Annotated in this window: 20 protein-coding genes; 11 read left to right on the top strand and 9 right to left on the bottom strand. The window is 68.1% G+C overall.

Annotated features, from left to right (window positions below; genetic code table 11):
* Positions 1 to 53: 53 nt before the first annotated feature.
* Both ACQB60_RS10475 and ACQB60_RS10470 read left to right on the top strand, forming a co-directional pair.
* The gene (locus tag ACQB60_RS10475) at positions 54 to 3119 is read left to right on the top strand and encodes an AfsR/SARP family transcriptional regulator (protein ID WP_496925574.1); all 3066 of its coding nucleotides are present in this window, start codon (positions 54 to 56) and stop codon (positions 3117 to 3119) included.
* A 102-nt stretch (positions 3120 to 3221) separates the two neighbouring features.
* Complete coding sequence (locus ACQB60_RS10470) at positions 3222 to 4160, top strand: hypothetical protein (RefSeq protein ID WP_496925573.1); 939 nt, start codon at positions 3222 to 3224, stop codon at positions 4158 to 4160.
* A gap of 35 nt (positions 4161 to 4195) precedes the next feature.
* On the opposite strand, the gene ACQB60_RS10465 is transcribed toward ACQB60_RS10470, so the two are convergent.
* Entirely contained in the window at positions 4196 to 4801 is a 606-nt protein-coding gene (locus ACQB60_RS10465; protein ID WP_496925572.1) for a hypothetical protein, read from the bottom strand.
* 237 nt (positions 4802 to 5038) lie between these two features.
* Complete coding sequence (locus tag ACQB60_RS10460; protein ID WP_496925571.1) at positions 5039 to 6256, bottom strand: low temperature requirement protein A; 1218 nt, start codon at positions 6254 to 6256, stop codon at positions 5039 to 5041.
* A gap of 552 nt (positions 6257 to 6808) precedes the next feature.
* Here ACQB60_RS10460 and ACQB60_RS10455 point away from each other — a divergent pair.
* A complete protein-coding gene (locus ACQB60_RS10455; protein ID WP_496925570.1) occupies positions 6809 to 7723 on the top strand; it encodes an aminoglycoside phosphotransferase family protein in 915 nt (304 codons plus the stop codon).
* A gap of 113 nt (positions 7724 to 7836) precedes the next feature.
* Complete coding sequence (locus tag ACQB60_RS10450; RefSeq protein ID WP_496925569.1) at positions 7837 to 8619, top strand: phytanoyl-CoA dioxygenase family protein; 783 nt, start codon at positions 7837 to 7839, stop codon at positions 8617 to 8619.
* A 6-nt stretch (positions 8620 to 8625) separates the two neighbouring features.
* Here ACQB60_RS10450 and ACQB60_RS10445 read toward each other — a convergent pair whose 3' ends face one another.
* From ACQB60_RS10445 to ACQB60_RS10415, 7 genes are all read right to left on the bottom strand, one after another.
* Positions 8626 to 8988 (bottom strand): peptidoglycan-binding domain-containing protein, encoded by a 363-nt coding sequence (locus ACQB60_RS10445; RefSeq protein ID WP_496925568.1) that lies wholly within the window; start codon positions 8986 to 8988, stop codon positions 8626 to 8628.
* 103 nt (positions 8989 to 9091) lie between these two features.
* Positions 9092 to 9517, bottom strand: coding sequence for a DUF2690 domain-containing protein (locus ACQB60_RS10440; RefSeq protein WP_496925567.1), 426 nt, complete (start codon positions 9515 to 9517; stop codon positions 9092 to 9094).
* Between the two features lie 129 nt (positions 9518 to 9646).
* Complete coding sequence (locus tag ACQB60_RS10435; RefSeq protein WP_496925566.1) at positions 9647 to 10069, bottom strand: hypothetical protein; 423 nt, start codon at positions 10067 to 10069, stop codon at positions 9647 to 9649.
* Positions 10070 to 10126: 57 nt separating this feature from the next.
* Positions 10127 to 10519, bottom strand: a complete 393-nt coding sequence (locus ACQB60_RS10430) for a hypothetical protein (protein WP_496925565.1) — start codon at positions 10517 to 10519, stop codon at positions 10127 to 10129.
* Positions 10520 to 10628: 109 nt separating this feature from the next.
* On the bottom strand, positions 10629 to 11651 hold the full coding sequence (locus ACQB60_RS10425) for a penicillin-insensitive murein endopeptidase (protein WP_496925564.1): 1023 nt from the start codon (positions 11649 to 11651) through the stop codon (positions 10629 to 10631).
* Positions 11648 to 12064, bottom strand: a complete 417-nt coding sequence (locus ACQB60_RS10420; RefSeq protein WP_496925563.1) for a hypothetical protein — start codon at positions 12062 to 12064, stop codon at positions 11648 to 11650. Before ACQB60_RS10420 ends, ACQB60_RS10425 begins: the two co-directional genes overlap by 4 nt.
* On the bottom strand, positions 12064 to 12627 hold the full coding sequence (locus ACQB60_RS10415) for a hypothetical protein (RefSeq protein ID WP_496925562.1): 564 nt from the start codon (positions 12625 to 12627) through the stop codon (positions 12064 to 12066). Before ACQB60_RS10415 ends, ACQB60_RS10420 begins: the two co-directional genes overlap by 1 nt.
* 228 nt (positions 12628 to 12855) lie before the next feature.
* Between ACQB60_RS10415 and ACQB60_RS10410 the strand changes: the two genes are divergently transcribed.
* The 7 genes from ACQB60_RS10410 to ACQB60_RS10380 all read left to right on the top strand — a co-directional run bounded on the left by ACQB60_RS10410 (position 12856) and on the right by ACQB60_RS10380 (position 20968).
* The gene (locus tag ACQB60_RS10410) at positions 12856 to 14088 is read left to right on the top strand and encodes a sensor histidine kinase (protein ID WP_496925668.1); all 1233 of its coding nucleotides are present in this window, start codon (positions 12856 to 12858) and stop codon (positions 14086 to 14088) included.
* Positions 14089 to 14120: 32 nt separating this feature from the next.
* Positions 14121 to 14849: a response regulator gene (locus tag ACQB60_RS10405; RefSeq protein WP_496925561.1), complete on the top strand. Its 729-nt coding sequence runs from the start codon at positions 14121 to 14123 to the stop codon at positions 14847 to 14849.
* A gap of 213 nt (positions 14850 to 15062) precedes the next feature.
* On the top strand, positions 15063 to 15497 hold the full coding sequence (locus ACQB60_RS10400; RefSeq protein ID WP_496925560.1) for a peptidoglycan-binding domain-containing protein: 435 nt from the start codon (positions 15063 to 15065) through the stop codon (positions 15495 to 15497).
* 252 nt (positions 15498 to 15749) lie between these two features.
* Positions 15750 to 17618 (top strand): DNA/RNA helicase domain-containing protein, encoded by a 1869-nt coding sequence (locus ACQB60_RS10395; RefSeq protein ID WP_496925559.1) that lies wholly within the window; start codon positions 15750 to 15752, stop codon positions 17616 to 17618.
* A 140-nt stretch (positions 17619 to 17758) separates the two neighbouring features.
* Entirely contained in the window at positions 17759 to 18577 is an 819-nt protein-coding gene (locus ACQB60_RS10390; RefSeq protein WP_496925558.1) for a hypothetical protein, read from the top strand.
* Between the two features lie 233 nt (positions 18578 to 18810).
* Complete coding sequence (locus tag ACQB60_RS10385; protein ID WP_496925667.1) at positions 18811 to 19986, top strand: SGNH/GDSL hydrolase family protein; 1176 nt, start codon at positions 18811 to 18813, stop codon at positions 19984 to 19986.
* Between the two features lie 424 nt (positions 19987 to 20410).
* Entirely contained in the window at positions 20411 to 20968 is a 558-nt protein-coding gene (locus ACQB60_RS10380) for a hypothetical protein (RefSeq protein WP_496925557.1), read from the top strand.
* Positions 20969 to 21081 lie beyond the last annotated feature (113 nt).

Below are 21081 nucleotides of genomic sequence, written 5' to 3'. Positions count from 1 at the left end.
AGGCACCTCCAGGCATCCAGGTCACCGGGCGAAGAGAACGAAGGCGTCGAACGATGCACCCTCCCCAGCTGCGCCAGCGCCTGACCGCGGCCCTCACCGCAAGCGCCACCCTGGCCCTCACGCTCGCCCTGCTGGCCGGACTGCCCTACGTGCTCTGGCAGGCCACCGGCATCCCCTGGCCCGAACACATCACCTCCCTCGGCGAGTTGGGGGAGAGGCTCGCGCAGCCGGTCAGCGATCCCTTGATGATCGACTTGCTCGCCGTGGTCGGCTGGGCGTGCTGGGCGGCCTTCACCGGCACCGTCATCCGCGAGACGCTCTGGTACGCCAGCCACCTGCCGCAACTGCTGCGCGACCGCCACACACACGACGAGCACCTGGCGACCCTGACGGTGAAGGGCTCACTGGCAGCCCTGTGTATCGGCACCCTCGTAGTCGCCCTGATCGGCCTATGGCGGCCGACAGTGGCCAGCGCCCAACAGCCCCTCGCCGTAGGCGAGTCGCAGCCACCTTTCACTCACACGGCACCGCACTTCCCCACGGACTCTCGTACCTCCATCTCCTCCGCCGAGGCCACGGCGGCCGCAGTAGCCGAAGCGGCCCGTCCGGGAATCGCAACCGCCCTACCGGGAGACGAGCGTGACGACCCCGACGCCCCGGCGGTGGACGTCCGGCACATCGACTACACGGTCACCGAAGGCGACACCCTGTGGGACATTGCGCAACAGCACCTGGGTGACGCGCTGAAGTGGCCGCGGATCTACGCGCTCAACAAGGACCGCATCCAAGACGACGGGACCCGCCTCACCGACCCGGACCTGATCAGGCCCGGCTGGCACCTCACCATCCCCGCCGCCCCCACGCCCCCGGCTCGCCCGACCCCCATCCCACCCAAGCTCATCCCACCCGCGCCTGAACCCGCCCCAGACGCAACACCGTCCACACCCACCACCCCAAAGGCGCCACCCACCGAAACGCCCCCCACGCGGCCAACCCCCAACCAGAACACCGACGACCCCCGGGACACCGAGGACACCGGCACCGACCACCACCACGGACGTGACCGCACCCCCACACGGCCCACAGCCAAGGACAAGCCCAGCTCCCAGACACACGACACCCGCCGAGGCTCAGCCTCCATCGGCCTCGGCGAGGCCGGCCTGATCGGCATCACCGCAGCCGCCGGCCTCCTGGCCGCCCGCCGCTACTGGTACTGGCACAGCAACCGACAACACGACCCGCACCAGCAGACACCACCCCCCACCCTCAGCCCGCTGGTCGACAAGGCAGCCCAAGCCGCCCACGCCGCCACACGCCCCCGCCTCCCACACGACCCCGACGCCCTCATCACCCACCGCACCCCACCCCGACCACCCCACACCACCGACACGGTCACCATCGGCGAACGAGACGGCACCGAAGTCCCACTCGACGAACTCGCCCTCCCAGGCGGCTGCACCTGGACCGGCCCCGGCGCCGAAGACGCAGCCCGCGCCCTACTCATCGGCATTCTCACCGCATCCGAACGCCAACGCCCCGACACCGCGCGCGTCACGGCCATCGCCCCCGAAGCGCTCACCGAACACCTACTGCCAGGACTGCCCCATCAGTTCACGGCCCTGACGCAGACCACCGACACCGCCCACGCCATCCAAGCCGCCGAACAACACCTCATCACCCACGCCCGCACCCGCGACGAACAAGAGAGCACCCTCGCTCCCCACACACTCCCCGGACCACCAACAACCGCCCCCGCGCACCCCACCACCCCAGGCACCCTGCTCCTCCTCACCACACCGGACGCCACGCACACAGGACAACTCCAAGCCCTCGCCGCCCGAAGCCACCCAGCGACCCTGATCATCCTCGCCCTCCACACACCACTACCCGGCGCCACCACCTGGCACATCGCCCTCGGCGGCACCACCACCCACCCCGACGCACACAGTTGGCATCCCCAACACCCCACCCCTCTAAGGCTGTTCAACCTCACACCCGAGGCCGGACGCGACGTAACCGACGTACTCCTCACCGCCCACGGCCAGCACCCCCGCCCACACCCCCGACCCACCCCGCACCACACGCCACCACCGACCCCCACACCTCCCGCCGCCACGAACCCCCACACCCCACCTCCCGCCAAACACCCAGAACCCCAGCCCCCGCCCCAACCCCAGCCTCAACCCGAGCAGGACGACGACACCCCCGCCCTCCCCTCACCCCCGCCCCACCCGTACACACTCGACACACCGAGGACGACACAGCAGACCAAGCCCGTACGCCTCCACGTCCTCGGCCCCATCACCCTCTACGCCCGCGGCCACCAAGACCCCATCGGCACCAACCTACGAAGCGAGGTCCACGAATTCCTCGCCCTCCTGGCCGCCCACCCCACCGGACTCCTCGCCTCCGACATCGCCGACAAACTCCACCTCGAACCCGGCACCGACCAGAACGCCCTCAAGAACCTGCGCCGCGCCGTACGCCGCGCCCTCCGCTCCGCCACCGGAATCACCGCCCAGGAATTCGTCCTCCTCCAGGGAGAACTCCACAAACTCCACCCCGAACTCGTGGAAACCGACCTCGCCGACTTCAGCACCAGCCTGAAAGAAGCCTTCCCCACTCCCGTCTCCGGAAAGAAGGACGCACAGCGGGACACCTTCTCCGCAGTACAAGCCGCCCTGGCCCACTACCGAGGCCCCTTCGCTCAAGGAAGCGACTACCTATGGGCCGACGCGATCCGCGAACACCTCGCCATGAAGGCCAGCGACGCCGCCCTCCGCCTGGCCCGCCAGACCGAGCGCGCCGACGCCCAGCCACACGAACGGGACGCCGTCCTCACACTCCTGGAACAACTGAGCACCATCCACCCCGACCACGAACGCCTAGCCCAACACACCATCCGCCTCTACCAGGCCGCAGGCCGCCACGAAGCCGCCCGGCACACCTACAGCCGCCTCGAACGGCACCTCACCGAACTCGGCCTCGAGCCAGAGCCCGCAACCAGGGCCCTTTCCGGGGGACGCCAGAGACCACCCCTCAAAGGGGACCAGGGGTGTCCATCGGGTGAGAGGTCCGTAGGTCGACCCGCCCGAACGAAGTCGGGGTACTCGTCCTGAACCAGGCCCTCGTTGAGTAGCGCACGCTCGCACGGTAGGGCCAAGTCAGCACAGCAAGCCACTGTTCAGGCATGTCAGTGCTGCCCGATAGGGTCGCGGACCATGGGTTTCGACACGAGCTTCCACCCCATTGACCTCCCCCTCATCGAGAACCGGCTGCTGCCCTATCTCGCCGGTCAGGGGGACGATCACGGCATCGACGACCTGATTGCCCGGGCAGTTGAGATACGTAAGACGCGTTTCCGTGCCAAGGCGTGGGCGCTGGGTGCTCAGGACTACGCCCTCGACAACGAGGGGCTTCTGTTCGATGCGCATCTGCACGTGTGGGGAAGGCCGTTCTTCATCGTCGCCGATGCACCAGATCAGATCGCCGAGGACATGCAGCGCTACCTCGCCGCCTCCGGCGACGGCGTCGATGCCCTCGCCAGGGAGATGCTCTGCCGTCTCGACCCGACCCTGCCCAGGCAGATCCGGCCCGATGAGAGCGGGCAGCTGCCCGCTGACACAGTGATCGCCGATGCATTCGCCACGCCGCTGCGCATGCTGCGCGGAGCAGCGATCGCTCTTCGGTCCGGGGAGCGTATTGTCCGGCGTTCCGGGGATGGGAGGGAGTTCGACGCGGCCGGTCTCCTGACCCGTGAAGTGCCGTACTGCATGGTGGAGTTCGCCGCTGCCCTGTTGCCGGGATGGATGTCCAGGGGCTACACCTGGCCCACCCAATTGTGCCGGGACGTCGAAGTCAGCGCGGAAGGCTTTACTGTGCCGACAGTGCTCACCGGGTTGTTGCGTGAGGAATTTGCCGACCTGGAGTGGGCGGAGCCGCCTGCCACCATCGTGAGCAACTACACCGTCGGCGGGTTGGTGGCCGCGGGCGCAGTGCCTGGCGCTCGCGTTCATCTGGCGCGTCACCGCGACGTGTTGAAATGCGACGCACTCGACCTGCAGAAGATCGATGAGGCGATGGGCGTAGCCGAACACCTTGGGCTCGCCTTCTGCGAGGCCACGGAGATCTACAGTGGCATGGAGGGCAACCTCAACTGACCAACGTAAAGGGTGCGCTGTTCCGTTGATGCGGCTCAGTACGGCAAGCCGACCAACCCCCAGCCGCGCTGCTGGGCCTCGCCCATCACGTCGCCCCAGTTGCGCAGCAGAGAGGCGAAGGCGTCGAAGGTCTCCATCCAGTTGGACCGTCCGGCGGCGTGGAGGGCGAACGGTTCGCGGAGCTCTTCCAAGTGAGGCACGGCCCGTGACCAGGAGCGGGCCGGGACGGCAACCTGCTGCGGTGTGCACAGAACCAACAGAGAGACCGCCTCGTTCCCGTCCCAAGGCGGGAACAGGTCGCCTTCGACATCGAGGTTCTCCGAATCGAGGTCATGCCAGATCAGACCGTCGAGGAACTCGTCGAAGGCGGCACGCAAGACGGGGGCGGTGAACTCGCGGGTGTCGTCCCAGGCTTCACCCGCCCAGAAGTGCGGTTTGTATGAACCCAGCCCTGTGCAGAACTCGTACTCGGCGCACCAGTGTGTACCCGCCTCAACGGGCCAGACGAGTCCCCGGTCGAAGTTCCCGCTGCCCTCGTCGTCGGGAAAGTCCAACTCCAGCAGTCGTGTCTTGCGCTCCCGGGGTGGTATCTCCTGCAGCCGCCCCCAGTCGACGGCCAGCAACGTCATGTCCAATCCCATGCGAGCAGGCTAAGAGGTGTGTTTCCACCATGCGATGGGCTTCCGCCTGGTGCGCCGACCGCAGGGGAGGCGTCGAGCGGAACCTCACTGAACTCCACATCGAGTCAGAGCCCACCATCAGAGCTCCTGTCGCCTCCAGGTGAACCGAACGGAGCGCGCCGTCCGTACCGGCGAACTCCGCTGTCGACGGACGAGCTACTGCCCAGTGGCTACCGTCCGTTGCGTACGGCCTACCGCCTACTGAGTACTGAGCCGGTCCAGCATCTGCTGCTGATGGCGATGGCCGATCGTCTCGTAACCGAGCACGGTGACGAACGGCGCGAGCATGACCACGAGCAAGCACACCGCAACGGACACACCGGCCACGGCCAGCAGCACCGCGGCAAGGAGCACTGCGACGGTGAGGGAGATCAGGAGCAGGTGGAAGCGGTCGCCTGCGGAGACCAGCAGAGTGTGGAGCAGGTAGACCATCAGGAGGTAGAGGCCGACGGGCAGGGCCAGGGCGAGGACGACGGCCGTGCCGGAGATCTTCGCGTGGTGTTCCATGTACAGGCCCGCCACGTGCAGGCCCGCCCCGGCCCCGGCGACGCCGATGAACAGCGGGATGTGGCCGTAGCCGAAGAGGTACCCGCGGCTGCGGCGGTGGACCAGGATGTCGCCGAACGGCGTCGCGAAGTACACCCACCACATGCCGAAGGTCAGGCCCACGCCGGCGACGACGACGGCAATCGCGTTCCAGGTCCAGTGCGTGCCGTCCCCGCCGCCCAGGAGGTCGCCGGAGGAGGCGACCGTGCCGACCACGCCCTCTCCGAGCGTGATGATCGCGAACAGGCCGTACCGCTCGGCGACATGGTGCGGGTGCCAGGGCGTACCGTCCGCGGAGCCCTGGGTGAGCACCGGCAGGACGAGCTCCAGGGCGCCGAGGACGCCGAACGCCACGAAGACGGCGGCGATCGGCCAGTGGGTGAAGGCCACTACGATCCAGCCGGCCTGGGCGATCACCGTCCAGCGGATGTTGGCCATGCCGACGTCGTGGAACGGCGGGGACTCGCGGGCGGCGCGCCGCCACTGGAGCACCATCGCGATCCGCATCACGACGTACCCGATGACCATGGCCCGCAGTTCGAGGTGCCCGCCCTCCTCGACGGAGTGGAACATCGCCGGGAGGCCGAGCGAGAAGACGACGACGCCGATCATCTGCAGCATCGTCAGGGCGCGGTAGAGCCAGTCGTCGGTGGCGAAGGCGGAGGCGAACCAGCTGAAGCTGATCCAGGCGACGCTGATCGCGAACATCGCCAGCACGAAGGCGGTGACCGCCTGCCCGGCATGCCCTGCGGCGACCATCTCGGCGAACTGGGACGCCGCGGTGCCGACCGCGACGACGAAGGTCAGGTCGAAGAGCAGTTCCAGAGGGGAGGAGACCCGGCCGTGTTCCTCCGGATCACGTCCGGTCATCGGGACCAGCCGTAGCGAGAGCCCACGTGTGCCGTGCTGGGGATCATTCATGGGCAGCATCATTTCCGGTGCGACGGCTGTGAGCGCTCGCGCCGCACTGGAGAGGTGCACATGGCCACCACAGCGAGTCTTCCCTCCAGCGGTCAGAGGCGGATGCGGGCCGGCGAAGCGCACGATGTGTGTACGTCGACCACAAGGGGCGCGATTCATGTCTGGCAAAGAGCGACCGACGAGTTCCTCCGGTCCCCGGCGACGTTTCGTCGAGGGGGACCTGGTCATGCCGCGAGAGGAGACCGATCACCCGGAAGACCCGGTGGGGGAGGTCCTCGCCCGTATCTCCACTGGTGAACTCCTGGTCGCTTTCCCTCGGGCCGGCGGGGAGATCTATGTGGATGAGGAGCTCGACCTCGTCGAGTCACCACCCTCGGATTGGACGCCGACGCCTGAGTGAGCCACGTCAGCGGCACCAAGATGTGCACGGACCACCTCTATGAACCCTGAGGCCGCTCCGCCTCCCGCCTCCCGCCTCTCGCGTCACTACTGTGGCTTCGCATGACCGACGCCGAGATCGAGATCACCGCGGACCTGGTCCGTGACCTGTTGCACGAGCAGCATCCAGACCTTGCAGGGCTGGCCATCCGCGAGGTGGCGGGCGGCTGGGGCAATCAAATGTGGCGCCTCGGGGACGAGTTGGTCGTGCGTATGCAGCGCATGGACCGCACCCCGGAGCTGCAGCTCAAGGAGCGGCGGTGGCTGCCCGTGCTGGCCCCGCGGCTGCCGCTGCCTGTGCCGAGCCCGGTGCGGTTCGGCGAACCGTCCGAGCGCTTCCCCAAGCACTGGACCGTGATGACGTGGGTTCCCGGCGAGCCGCTGGACCACGGTGTGATCAGCCGCGGCGACCACGCGGCCGACACCCTGGCGGGCTTCCTCCGGGCGCTCCATGTGCCCGCGCCCGCCGAGGCGCCGATTCCTACGGACCGCGGTGCCCATCCCCGGAACTGCACGGACGGCTTCGAGGGCTTCCTCGCGGCCGTTGCCCTCGACGGCATCGCTGTCGACGGTGTCCGGTCCGTCTGGGACGACGCTGTTGCGGCCCCCGCGTGGGAGGGCCCGGCGGTGTGGGTGCACGGTGACCTCCATCCCGCGAACGTCGTCGTCTCCGGCGGGACGCTCGCGGGCATCGTCGACTTCGGTGACCTGTTCGCCGGTGACCCGGCCTGGGACCTCGCCGCCGCGTGGGTGCTGCTGCCCGAGGGCACGGCCTCGCGCTTCTTCGACACGTACGCGCGTGCAGACGACGCGGCGATCCGGCGTGCCCGCGGGCTGGCCGCCATGAAGTGCCTCTTCCTGATGCTCATGGGGCAGAACGGGGATCGGGGCCTTCCCGGCGGCAAGCCGCACTGGGGACCTGTAGGCCGGGCGGCACTTGATCGTGTTCTGAAGGATCGTGTTCTGGGGGGCGATTGACGCACGCCTGGGGTTCTTCCAGAGGGAACGAAGCGGCGGCTCGGTGGACACCCGACAAATGTGGTGCGGGGAATATCGGGCGATCGGGGGCGGTGGCGCCGCACGCTGGGGGCATGGATGACACGACCTTGGTATCCCGGTTCCTCCGCGACGGCTTCGTGAAGCTGGAGGGCGCCGTCGCGCCGCGCGTGGCCGCGGACTGCACCCGGCTGCTATGGCGCGAGACGGGCTGTGACCCGGACGATCCGGCGACGTGGACGCAGCCCGTGCACTGGGTGCCCGGCATGGGGCAGGGGCCGTTCGCCGCCGCGCCCAACTCCCCGGCCCTGCACCGCGCGTACGACCTGCTCGTCGGCGCGGGACGCTGGGAGCCGCGCTACTCGCTGGGCACGTTCCCGCTGCGCTTCCCGCACGAGGAGGAGCCGGACGACGCGGGCTGGCACATCGAGGGGAGCTATCTGCCGGAGGGCGAGAGCTGGTATTTCACCAATCTGCGATCGAGGGGGCGGGCGTTGTTGATGCTGTTCCTGTTCAGCGAGGTCGGTGCGGACGACGCACCGACCCGGATCCGGGTCGGCTCCCACCTCGACGTGCCGAAGGTGCTTGAGAAGTACGGGGAGGACGGGGCCAGCGGGCTGGACCTCGCGCCCGACCTGGTGGCGGCGTCCGACCACCGTCCGGTCGCTCTCGCCACCGGGTCCCCGGGCGACGTCTTCCTGTGCCATCCGTTCCTGGTGCACGCGGCGCAACCGCACCATGGGGCGCGGCCGCGCTTCATGGCCCAGCCGCCGCTGATGCCGACCGGACCGTACGAACTGGAGCGGGCCGACGGCGCGTACTCACCCGTGGAGATCGCGATCCGCCGGGGGCTGGGACAGGACACCCCCGGTCTCTGAGCGCGGTCAGAGGCAGGACTTGTCGATCAGTCCGGCCCAGGTGCGGGGGCCCACGAGGCCGTCAACCTCGTGGCCCCGGAAACCGCAGGCGTACTGGAAGCTCTTCACAGCGTGCGTGGTGGCCCTGCCAAAGGCGCCGTCCACCGTGAGCCCGTAGTGACCCCGGTCGTTGAGCTTGCGCTGCAGATAGCTGACGCAGGTGCCGCGGTCGCCTGCCGACAGGAAGGGGCGCGACGTGGCGCAGCCGGCAGCCTGTGTGTCAGGGGCCGATGCCGTGGCTGCGGCCACCGGCGCCCCGGTGAGCAGGACGGTGCCCATGGCGACGGCGCAGAGCAGGCGGGTTCCTCGCAGGTAGGTTCCTCTGGACATGGAGACTCCTCGGTGGGTGGGTGGGTGGGTGGGTGGTTGGTTGGTTGGGGCAGGGAGGCGGCGTCAGTACGCCAGAGGGACCCTGTTACGTCAGAGGGGCGCGTCAGTACGCCTTCGTGCAATCCGTCTGGCCTTGCCAGTAGCCGCAGGCCCAGGCTTTGACGTCCTTGTCATTGACCATGACGCTGTAGAACCGGCCACTGCCGCGGGTGGTGTACTTCTTGCCCTGGTTGTTCTTGATCTCGATCTTCGATCCCGCGGGGGCGTTCAGGCGGAAGCGGCCCCAGGCGGCGCGGCAGGACGGGCTGTAGCGCAGCTCCATCGCTTTGCGCGGGCCCGTTCCGACCGCCACGGTGCGCGCGTCGTTCTGACAGGTCGTGGTGGCGGGGTTGCGGCCGTTGCACGACGCGCCGTGGCAGCTGGCGGCGGGGGACGCCGCCGACGCGGGCGTCGCGGTCATCAGTCCACCGGCGAGGAGTGCTCCGGTGCCCAGCAGGGCCGCCGTGTGTTTCTTCATCTGCTTCTTCATCGGGATTCCTCATTCCTCTCGAAGCGGGGTGGTGGCGCAGCTGTTCGCGAAGGGCCGCCCGTGGGGGCGGCCCTCCGCGTGGCAGGTCAGGCCGTGGCAGGGCGGGTCGTTGCAGTCGGCCGTGGCCGGTCAGGGCGTGGGAGGACAGTTCGACTTGTCCTGGATCATGACTCCGATGACAGTGAGCCCTGGGCCGAACTCGTCGACCTCCTTGGGCTTCATGCAGGCGACGTATGACTGCCCGTGGTTCAGAAGACGCAGCACGACCCGGTCGTCCTTGCGGGTGTTGTAGATGACGTCGGCGCCGCGGCTCTGCGGGCCAAGAGTCTGGAACCGGCTGGTGATGTCCTTGTACGAAGCGGCCACGCGGCCGCGGTTGTAGTCCGCCTTGGTCTTGTAGAAGCAGACGTTCGGCCAGGCGCAGCCGTGCTGGGCGGACGCGGACGCGGCTGCCGAGGTGGCCGCGGTGGCCGGTGCGGGGGTGAGGGCCAGCAGGCTCAGAGCGGTGGCCATCCCCGTACCGAGGAGGGCTGCCTTGGTGCGTGTGATCATGCGGGTTCGCTGCCTTTCGTTCTGAACTGAGGCGGGCAGGTGATGAGCGATGGGGCGTCAACACCTCGCGGAGTCCTCGATCTTGATGGAGGTCACCGTCGTGTGGTCGCTGAGGCTGACGTTCTGGTGCGGCTCCAGGCACAGCTGGCCCTTCGAGCCGCCGAACGTGTACCGGACGAGGGCCCGATCGTCGTTACGCGAGTTGTGGATCCAGTCGGAGCCCCGGCTACGGGACCCCAGTGGCTGGAACTTGGGGGTCATGTCCTTGTACGTCGCGGTCGGGCTCTGTCGGCGCCAGTCGGCGTCCGTCTTGTAGAAGCAGACGTTCGGCCAGGCGCAGCCGTGCTGGGCGGACGCGGACGCGGCGGCCGGAGCGGTGGTGACGGACAGGCCGCTCGCGGCGCCGGCCAGGACGAGCAGAGCCGTGCAGAGCTTGCGGATCGCGGTCATGTCGAGAAGTGCTCCCGTCCAGGGGTCGAAGAGTGCTCCCGTCCAAGGGGGGAGGAGTAGTTCCGGCTCCCGTCCGCAGGCGGTGCGGTGGCCTATGGGAGCTGTGCGCTCAGCAGCGGTAGTCCGCGTCCGGGTCCGGGTTCGGATGCACCGCCTCGCAGTAGCGGACGTGCAGGTGGTTGTCGTGATTGGGGTACGAGGCCGTGAGGCCCTCGGAGATGAGCTGCGGATCGTTGAAGTAGACGGTCTTGACGTGACCGGGAGCGGCGCGGCGGATCTCCTTGACCAGGTCCCGGGTGGCTGCCCGGTCGTAGGCGGGCGACCGCCAGGTGATGCGCCCCGCGGTGCACTGGGCGTTGTCCTTCCGGACGGGCCAGATGTCGGCGTCCAGGCCCTGCTCGTGGCTCGCGTGCCCGGGAATGTCACCCCCGAGCTCCCACCCCAGGTCACCGACGGGCACCTTGCCCCGGCCCGCCTCCTTGAACTTCCGTGCGGCCACCTCCAGTTGGGCCACGGCCGCGGCGGTGCCCCAGTTGGCGGCCGTGTTGCCGTCCGGGTCCTGGTCGCACAGGTTGTTGGGGCCGAAGGCGACCGGCTCGTAGTGCCAGAGCAGGTTCTTCCAGGTGGCCGGGCCGACGATGCCGTCCGGCGCGATGCCGGCCTTGGTCTGGAACCGCTTCACGGCGCTCACGGTGCCCGCCCCGAAGACCCCGTCGACCGGCAACCCGGCGGCCATCTTGGCGTTGAGTTCGGACTGCAACGCGCGTACGGCGGGTCCGGACGACCCCTGCTTGACGGTGACCGCTAGCGCCGCCCAGGTGGCGGGGCCGGCGATGCCGTCGGCGGGGAGGCCGTGGGAGGACTGGAACCGCTTGACCGCTGTCGTGGTAGAAGGCCCGAACGCGCCGTCGGCGGGAGCCTGTTGACCCCCTGCGGTCAGGAGATGCTGGAGGGCGGCCACGTCCGTACCCCGGTTGCCCGACGACTGGGTGGGGTAGAAGGCGCGGTCGTAGCTCTCATAGCGGCTATGGCGGTCGTGGGCGGAGGCGTCGCTGACGGTCGCCAGAGAGGTGATCAGCGCGATGGCGGACACCGCAGAAGCCGCCACGGATATCCGGCCGCGTCGGGTCACGTGGCGCACCGCGGCGAGTCCGTGATCTGGAGCTTGTCGACGGTTCCGTAGGGCGTCAGGTGCACCGCGTTGGCCAACGGCTTGATGCATTTGGTCTGTCCGTTGGTGAAGTGGAGGCGCACGCCGTCGTCCCTGCGCGTGTTCACGATGTACTCCGCGCCCCTGCTCGCCCTGAGGGTCTGCCAGCCTCTGGTGATGTCCTTGTAGCGGCCGGTCTCGGTCTCGCCCATGTAGAGGCACGCGTACGGGTAGGTGCAACCGGCCGAGACCCTCGGACTCGCCTGCCTGGCGGTCGCGCTCGCCTTCGTGGAGATCGTGCTCGACTGCGCGGCGGTGGCGCTCGCGCCCACCAGGACCAGGACGCCCGCCCCGACCGCGGCGAACGTCGTCGCGCGTCGGCGGAAGGCGGACATCAGCAGCCACCGCAGTTGTAGAAGGTGACATCCCAGTGGTTGCTCTCGCGGGCGTAGATGTTGCCGGAGCCCGCCCTCCACTGCTTGGCGCCGTCACCCCGGTCGGCGATGCGGGTGAAGTTCCGCTTGATGTGGTTGGTGAGGCAGCTGGTCGGGCTGAAGTCGAGCTTGTAGCCGTTCCAGTGGCTGTACCGGCCGCTCGCGTGTCCGGTCTCGGTGCCCCCAGTGATGGTCAGCGCGCAGCGCGAGGAGCTCTTCAGAGTGATGGCGCCCCGTGCGGTGGCCAGGTTGAGCTGGGTGAAGGACGTGCAGTTGGCGCGTCCCCGGTCCGAACAGCCGCCGCTGGACCTCCACTTGATCCCGGCGCTGCGGAATCGGGCGGCCGCCTGCCCGTGGCTGAGCTTCGCCACCGCGACCGTATCCCGGCCGCCGGCACGGCCGGAGTCGGCGGAATCCTGTGCCGAGGCGACGGTCGGCACCGCGGCAAGCCCGGCGCTCAGCATGAGCGTTCCCAGGGCCGCGTACGTCTTCTTCAACTGCATCTGCATGGTCGTCCCTTCCATGTTGAGGAGGACGAGGCGGCGCTGGCTCGACGCTGGCTCGACCGGCCGCCCGGACAGCAAGGAGGCTAGGTGCGAGGCTCGGAGGGCGTCTTCAACGGCCAGTTGGAGATCTGGGTGCAACTGCCGCTTCACACAGGCGACTCCGGTCGCACCAGCGGTTGAAGTGATCTCTCAACCTGAGGGTTGACGACACCGCTTCACCTCGCGCCCTAACGTCGAGCAGTGGGCATGCAGAAGGCCGCTGGGGTGGTCGTGAAGAGATGGTCGGTGCTTGGCGCGTGGCCGGTCGGTCGACGGCAACGGGCACTCGATGTCGTGATCGCCCTCGCTATTGCGGCCGGTGGCTGCGTCGCCGGGCTTCAGTACCACCCGGCGGGATGGGAGCCCTTCGACGTATGGGCGGTGCTGCTCACCTGCCTGGTGGCGGCCCCCATCGTGTGGCGCAGGGCCGCGCCCCTGGTTGTCCTGGCAGCCACCTGCGCGGCGTACTCCCTCTATCTGGGCCTCGGATACCAGCCGACGGTGAACTGGTTCGCCCCCATGGTCGGCCTCGTGAGCCTCGCGGCCAGGCGCGATCTGCGGTTCTGCGCGGCAGGCTCGCTGCTGACCTTCGCTGCGATCCTCCACAGCGGCCTGGCAGGCCGCCTCCCGCTGCTCATGGCCGTCGGACAAGCTGCGCTGATCCCTCTCATCGCGCTCTTCCTCGGCCGCACCCAGCGCACACTCGCCGATCGCAATCATGAACTCAGGCGACTTGCCCAGCAGTTGAAGCATGAGCGGGAGGAACACGCGCGGCGCGCGGTGGTGGACGAGCGCATACGTATCGCCAGAGAGCTGCATGATGTGGTCGCCCACCACATGTCGGTCATCACCGTCCAGGCCGGCCTCGGTAGATACGTCTTCACGTCCGCCCCCGACACCGCGCGGGAGGCATTGGACAACATCGCGGACGCAGGCCGCGATGCCCTCAGCGATCTGCGGAGGATGCTCTCCGTCCTCCGCGTCGACCTCGATGACGACGACTACGCACCGCCACCGGCCCCGACACCCGCGCTGAACGGACTCGGCGGCCTGACCGCCCGGGTCGGGGCGGCTGGTGTCGACGTCGAACTCCACACCAATGGTGAGCCCTACCAGCTGTCACAAGGGCTGGAGCTCTGCGCCTACCGCGTTGTCCAGGAGGCTCTGACGAACGCGCTGAAGCACGCGCGCGGGGCACGGGTGGTGGTCACCGTCACCTACCTTCCCGACGAGCTGCGCATCACCGTGTGCGACGACGGCTCCGGCACAGCGGAATCGGCCATTTCTCCCGAAGGGTCCGGACATGGCTTGATCGGGATGAGGGAACGAGCCAGGATCTGTGGCGGTACGTTGTCTGCCGGTGCTCGGCGTGAAGGGGGATTCGAGGTCCTGCTCTCCCTTCCGACCACCGCCGTACGGCAGGTGACGAAGAACGCTTGACCGCGGTGGAAACTCAGGGGGAGCACCCGGCTATGACCGTAGTTCTCGTTGTCGACGACCAAGATCTGATCCGAGCGGGGATCGCGGCAATCCTGCGAACAGACCCGTGCTTCACGTCCGTCCTGGAGGCCGCGGACGGGGAGACGGCAGTGGCGACCGCGTTGGAACACCGTCCCGACGTCATCCTGATGGACATCCGAATGCCCGGGATGGACGGCATCACGGCGGCCGAGCGCATCCTGGCTCGTCAGACCAATCCGCCGACTCCGTCTACCCCGTCGACCCCGTTGGCCCAGTCCACTCCGTCCGCCCCGTCACCCCGGATCGTCATTCTGACGACCTTCGACACTGATGAGTACGTCTTCGCAGCGCTGCGGGCCGGATCCTCCGGATTCCTCCTCAAGGACACGCCCCCGGAGCGCCTCGTCTCCGCCGTCTCGGCCATCGCCTCGGGCGACCTGCTGTTCGCCCCATCTGTCACCCGCCGCCTCATCGAGGCGTTCGCATCGCGCTCAGGGGCGCCCGCCGCTCGGCCCGGGGCCCTGGAGCAGCTCACGATGCGCGAAACAGAGGTCCTGCGGCTGGTGGGAAGGGGACTGGCCAACGACGAGATCGCCTCTGAGCTCGTCGTGAGCGAGGCGACGGTCAAGACCCACCTCCACCACACGATGACGAAACTGGAACTGCGCAGCCGCGCTCAGGCAGTGGTCCTCGCCTACGAATCGGGCCTGGTGCGGCCACTCGCCGCCGCATCCAACTAGGCCGCGTGTCGTACAGCGATGGTTTACCCCGGCTGAACCCCTGGGTTGAGACCTCACTTCAATCCCACGGTTGACGCGACAGAGCAAGGAACACCCATACGTTGCATGGGTACTTCGACGCCGACTGACCACCGGCACCGGAGGCTCCGGGCTCGGCTGGGCGTTGGAGCTCCGCTTCGTCCACTGCGCCACGACCCTCATGGAGGCACACGCATGTCCATTCTCACCGGCGCCCGTCGCTTAGCCGTTGCCGGATGCGGCTCGCTCCTTCTCGCATCCAGCCTGATGACCGTCACGGCCGGCCAAGCCCACGCCGCCACCCCCATCTGCACGAAGACCGTGAAGAAGTGGTCCCAGGACTTCTCGGGCCCCGTGGCCGCGGCGTCGAATGGCTCCCTGAACTGTCAACTGGGCCCGGGAAACCGCAGCTCCGCGGTCAAGGCGCTCCAGTACTCCATCAAACGCTGCGGCTCCATAAACCCTGGCCCCATCGACGGCATCTACGGCGGTGGCACCAAGAATGCGGTCGCCAAGCTGCAGCAGAACCATCGCATTTCGCCCGCCGACGGCCTCTATGGACCGAAGACACGGAAGGTCTTCTCGTGGCTCGTGACGGGGCCCAGGGGCGCTGCCTGCGCAACCTTCTGATCGGCAGCGCCGTGGCCCCAGGGCCCCATGGGCTCATGGGATCGGCGAGGGCCCGGGCGTCGGTGACCCGGGCCCGTTGATCCCGTCCGACAGCGGTGCCCGGCGGCCTCGTCACCACCATCCCCACAGGCCACCCGATAGAGTGACTGCAGTTCTCGCGGCCCGCCGGGCTTCTGCACCACGTACGCAGACACGCCCCCACCCGCACACGTCTCTTCGTGCTGCCTGGGGATCCTCGTGTCGTTGCTGCGCATGTCGGCTCGCGCACTCGTAAAGGAAGCTGTCGCCAACACTCTGGTCGACAATGTCGCCACGCAATTCCGTTCCGCCTACGGGTATGAGGCGGGCGTGAGCGAACAGCGGGCCTGGCGGAACAGTCTTCCCGCTCTCGCCAATACCCTCATCGACGCGGGACTCGGCGACGTCGAGGTGCTCGTCGAATATCCGGTGCCGCTGTCGAGCTACCGCGTGGACGCCTTGCTGGCCGGCGCGCACCCGACGACCGGTGAACCCTCGTACGTCGTCGTCGAGTTGAAGCAATGGACCGAGGCGAACCTTGTGCCGGACGCCGAGGACCTGGTGACCGTCAAGGGCATGGGCAATGTCGCCCGGCTCCACCCCGTCGCGCAGGTGCGGCGCTACTGCGACCACATCGCCGACTTCACCAAGTCGCTGCACGGACACGAACACCGCATCGGCGGCGCCGCCTACCTCCACAACGCCACCGACTTCGAGGTCGAGCACCTCTTCGACCTCGCCTCGGACACATACGGGCAGCTGTTCACCGGGTCGAGCAAGGGCAAGTTCCAGAAGTACCTCAGCGAGCGTCTCGCCCCCGTCTCCGGTGCGGAGGCGGCCGACGCGCTGCACCCGGAGGCCATCGCGCCGAGCAAGCAGCTCATGGCCGTTGCCGCGGAGGAGATCAAGGAACGCGGACAGTTCAACCTCCTCAACGACCAGCAGGTCGCCTACTCCCTGGTCATGCGCGCGGTACGCAAGGCGAAGCAGTCGGACTTCAAGGAAGTCATCGTCGTCACCGGCGGCCCGGGTTCCGGCAAGAGCGTCATCGCGCTGGAACTCCTCGGCGAGCTGTACCGCGGCAACATCACAGCGGTGCACGCCACCGGCTCCAAGTCCTTCACCACGACGTTGCAGAAGGTCGCCGGGCGGGGCACCTCTCGCATCCAGAAGCTGTTCCGGTACTTCAACAACTTCACCCACGTCGAGAAGAACGGCTTCGACGTGCTGCTCTGCGACGAGGCCCACCGCATCCGCGAGTCGTCCAACCACCGCTTCACACCCCGCAACAAGCGCAGCAACCGCCGCCAGATCGAGGAACTCCTCGACGCCGCCCGCGTCCCCGTCTTCCTCCTGGACGAGCACCAGGTCGTACGGCCCGGTGAGATGGGCACGGTCGACGAGATCGACGCCGCCGCCAAGACCAAGGGACTCACCGTGCGGCACGTCAACCTCGACGGCCAGTTCCGGTGCGGCGGCAGCCGCGCGTACGAGGAGTGGGTGCTGCGCCTGCTCGGCCTCGCACCCGGTGGCCCCGCCCCATGGGAGGGCGACGACAACTTCAAGCTCCAAGTGGCCGAGACGCCGCAGGAGTTGGAGGCGATCCTGCGCTCCCATCAGGAGGCCGGCTACCAGTCCCGGATGACGGCCGGCTTCTGCTGGGGGTGGAGCGAACCCGTCGTCGACGACCACAAGAACTTCGTCGGGCTCGTCAATGACGTCAAACTTCCTGAATGGGACTGGGAACGCCCCTGGAACGTCCAAGGGGACCGGTCGATCGGCGGCTACCCGTCCAAGAACCTGTGGGCCACCGACGCGGCCGGGTTTTCCCAGGTCGGCTGCATCTACACCGCCCAGGGCTTCGAGTACGACTGGAACGGCGTCATCTTCGGCCCCGACCTGGTGTGGCGTGACGGCGTATGGGTCGCCAACAAGAAGGAGAGCAAGGACACCGTCGTGGCCCGCGCGCCCGAAGACGAGTTCGCGCACTTGATCCGCAACACGTACAAGGTGCTGCTCACCCGGGGGATGCAGGGCACGGTCCTCTTCTCCAGCGACAAGGAGACGCGGGACATGCTGCGGTCGCTCGTGGGGGATCGGTAGCGGCCCTGAAACACCGTCTCGTCCTCGACTGGCTTGCGCGCCGTCGGCACCCCACGAACATGAAGCATCACGCAAGGTGGAATATGGGTCCACTACGTGCCGTGCTCCCAGGGGGGAACTGGATGTCTAGCATCACCGCCATGTCGGACAGGCGTGTCCGAAGACCTTTGAAGGCCACCGCGGCGGCTGCCGTCGCGTTCATTGCGCTCGGCGGATGCGGTGTCGGCGCCGACGACAGCGAGGGGAGCAGCAAGGCAGGGAATCCGAAGAGGCCGGAAGCCAGCGGGTCTGCGTCGGCGGGCAGCGGTGGGTCGCGCGGTGCCCAGGCAGCCAGACTCATCAACAAGGCCATCGACGTGACGCTCGACCAGGACCATGTGAGTGCCACTCGGCGAATGAGGACTGAAGGAACAACTGTCCTGCGCAGCACAGTGCATGGTGGCAGAGCGGAATGCGAGGCACACGCCCGGAAGGGCAGGGACTCCCTCGACTTCGTCATCACCGCTTCCGCGTTCTACTCGCGAGGCAGCAAGGGAGCACTCCAGATGGCACCCGCGGCGAAGCAGGACCCGACGCGAGCGGAAGTGATGGCAGACCGTTGGGTGAAGCGCAACGCCACCGCCTTCAAGCTCATGCGTCAGATGTGCGAGTCGAAGACGCAGCGGAAGTGGCTGAAGGAACGGATGCCTTCCCTGGACGAACTTGCCGAGGCAACCCCAACTCAGAGGTCGGGGGCAATGCGTGGGCAGCCCACCATCAGGATCACGTACGAGCGTGAAGGGGGGCCTCTCGATTTCCACATCGCCGCCGAGGGCACTCCCTTCCTGCTGCGGGTCACGTACCCGGCCAAAGACCTCGATGAGTCGTTCAGTGACTTCGACAAGCCTTTCCGCATAGCCGCTCCGTCGGGAGCGGTCTCGGAGCGTCAGATCGTAAAAGAGGTCCGCGAGGCCCAGTGACCTCCGGGGCGCTGTATGTACGGCGTCTCCCGTGTCCCAGGGCTGGCTGTCTGACCATGCGCGTCGGATCAGGCCAGGTCTTCCGATGCGCGTCAGCAGTGCGGGCCGGGTGGGTCGGACCCGACGGGGTGGGCAGACAGGGCCAGGCCCTAGGTTCTGGGGGAGGCCCGATGGCTCCGGCTGAGCACCTACCTGCCGGACGGGCCAGAGCTGAGGAGCGGTCACAAGTGGCAATGCAGGAATATCCGTTAGTGGGCGGGCCGGTGGAGATACGGGGCGCGCTGGACCTGGAGCGGACGCCGACGGGGGTGATGCCGCGCCGACTGCCGGCGTGGACCAAGGAGCAGTACCAGGACCCGTCGGTCTACGGGGGAACGGTGATGCCCTCGGGCGTGCGGCTGGCGTTCCGCACCGATGCGCAGGTGCTCGAATTCGAGGTCCTCACCTGCACGGGGCAGCTCGACAGTGACCCTCAGCCTCGGCCGACCGGGATGTTGGAACTCACGGTGAACGGTGCTCTTGTCGGGCGCCGACGCGCACCGTTGGGGCATGTGATGCGGATGGCAGGCCCCGGGGCCGCGCAGCGACTGATACCGGGAAAGCCGGGAACGGCACGATTCGCCGGGCTGCCGACCGGCATGAAGAACGTCGAGCTGTGGCTGCCGCAGCAGACCCCCACGGAACTGGTGGCGCTCCGCGCCGACGGTGAGGTCCTGGCGCCCCTGCCCGAAGGTCGGCCCCTGTGGGTGCACCACGGAAGCTCCATCAGCCACTGTCTCGAAGCCGACGGCCCCACCGGCACCTGGCCCGTGGTGGCGGCGACGCTCGGGGGCGTGGAGGTGACCAACCTCAGCCAGCCGGGCAACGACATGCTGGACCCTTATGTCGCCCGGACGATCCGTGACATGCCCGCCGACCTGATCAGCCTCAAGACAGGCGTCAACATCGTGGCCCTGGCCACCTTCCGACTGCGGACGTTCGGCCCGGCGGTGCACGGATTCCTGGACACGATCCGGGACGGGCACCCGGACACCCCGCTGCTGGTGATCTCCCCGGTGAGCTGCCCGGCACTCGACGCGCATCCCGGCCCGATCGCGGTGGGCCAGGACGGGAGGATCACAGCGCTGGGCGACTCGGCCGACCTGGCCCGTGGGGCGTTGTCGCTGCAGGTCGTCCGTGACGAGCTGGCAAGAATCGTGGAGGTCCGGCAAGCACACGATCCTCACCTGCACCACCTCGACGGACGCGAACTGCTCGGCCCGGCCGATGTGGACGACCTTCCCGACGGGCTGCACCCCTCTGCAGCTGCGTACCGACGGATGGGCGAGCGCTTCGCAGCCCACGCCTTCGCCGAGGAGGGCCCGTTCCGTGCACGCTCGCATACGCAGCCGACGGGCCAGGGCCTGTGACGGACCAGGGCCTCGGCCGGAGCGTGCGTCCGGGAGGGGTGCGCAGTGGGCATCGCGACGAACTCCACTCCCAGGGCGTCGGTGAACAGAGTCCCGTCGTCTCAGCACGTGCCGCTAATGCGATCGTGCGCGGCGCCCTCTGAGGGGCAGGCGTCCGGGCGACGGAACGTGGACGGCTTCGGATGCCTCTACCAGAGCGTGCAGTGACTGCAACGCAGGCTAGGGAGTTCAACTCATGGCGTTCTTACGTAAGTTAGGTGCGGTCGGTTTACTCACGGCCGCGCTGACCGGTGCTTTCCTGTCTACTGCTAGTCCAGCCAGCGCGGAGACGGGTTCTGGTGCCACAGCTACTCGCGGCCACGTTGTGATCGCGTGCACTTGCGAGTGCAGCTGGTGAATGAACTGCAGTGACACACTGTCCGTCGTGTCCAACTCCTACGCGCAGCCCATCTTGAGAACGGCGGACCTCTCGGAGGGTTTGCGCATCGTTGAGAGGCTGTTGGGGCTCGCCGACCTGGCGGATCTGGAAGTCGATTTCGATGCGCGGATCTCCTCGCCTCACGCTTTGTCGGAGGTGCTGGCTGTGCTGCCGGATGCCGAGTGGTGGGCGGAAGGGGAGAGGGACGGCGCCTCAGACGCGGGGGATGAGCCATCGGCCTACTTGCCGATCTGGCTACGCCGCTGGGCCGGGGCACCGGAGACCGTGGAGCCGTTCCTCAAAGCGGTGGGCGACAGCCCGGCGACGGTGCGGTGGGACTTCAATGCCTGGCCCGAGGCTCCGGAGATAGGTATGGGGGTGGGAGGCACCCGCGGAGCGTTCGTCACCCTGTGCGCGCATGCCCGCGACCTCGACCTGCAGGAGTCAGCGGCCGACTACACGGTGTTCGTCCACGTCAAGCAAGTTGAGGCCGAACGCGCGCCGTGGCTTGCGGCACAAGTCGGGCTGCGGGTGATCGGCGACTTGGTGATGGCACCGTACTGAGACTCTGTGAGCAGAGGTGCAGCGCTACCGGGATGGTTCCGGCGTGGTGCGGAAGAGCTCTCGGTATGGCGTCGAAGGCAGGCGGTTCCGTACCCCGGGTTCCGGGGTGACCT

Origin of the sequence: Streptomyces odontotermitis, assembly GCF_050510915.1 — a bacterium.
Taxonomy (GTDB): Bacteria; Actinomycetota; Actinomycetes; order Streptomycetales; family Streptomycetaceae; genus Streptomyces.
This window is presented reverse-complemented; position numbering and strand designations above follow the sequence as displayed.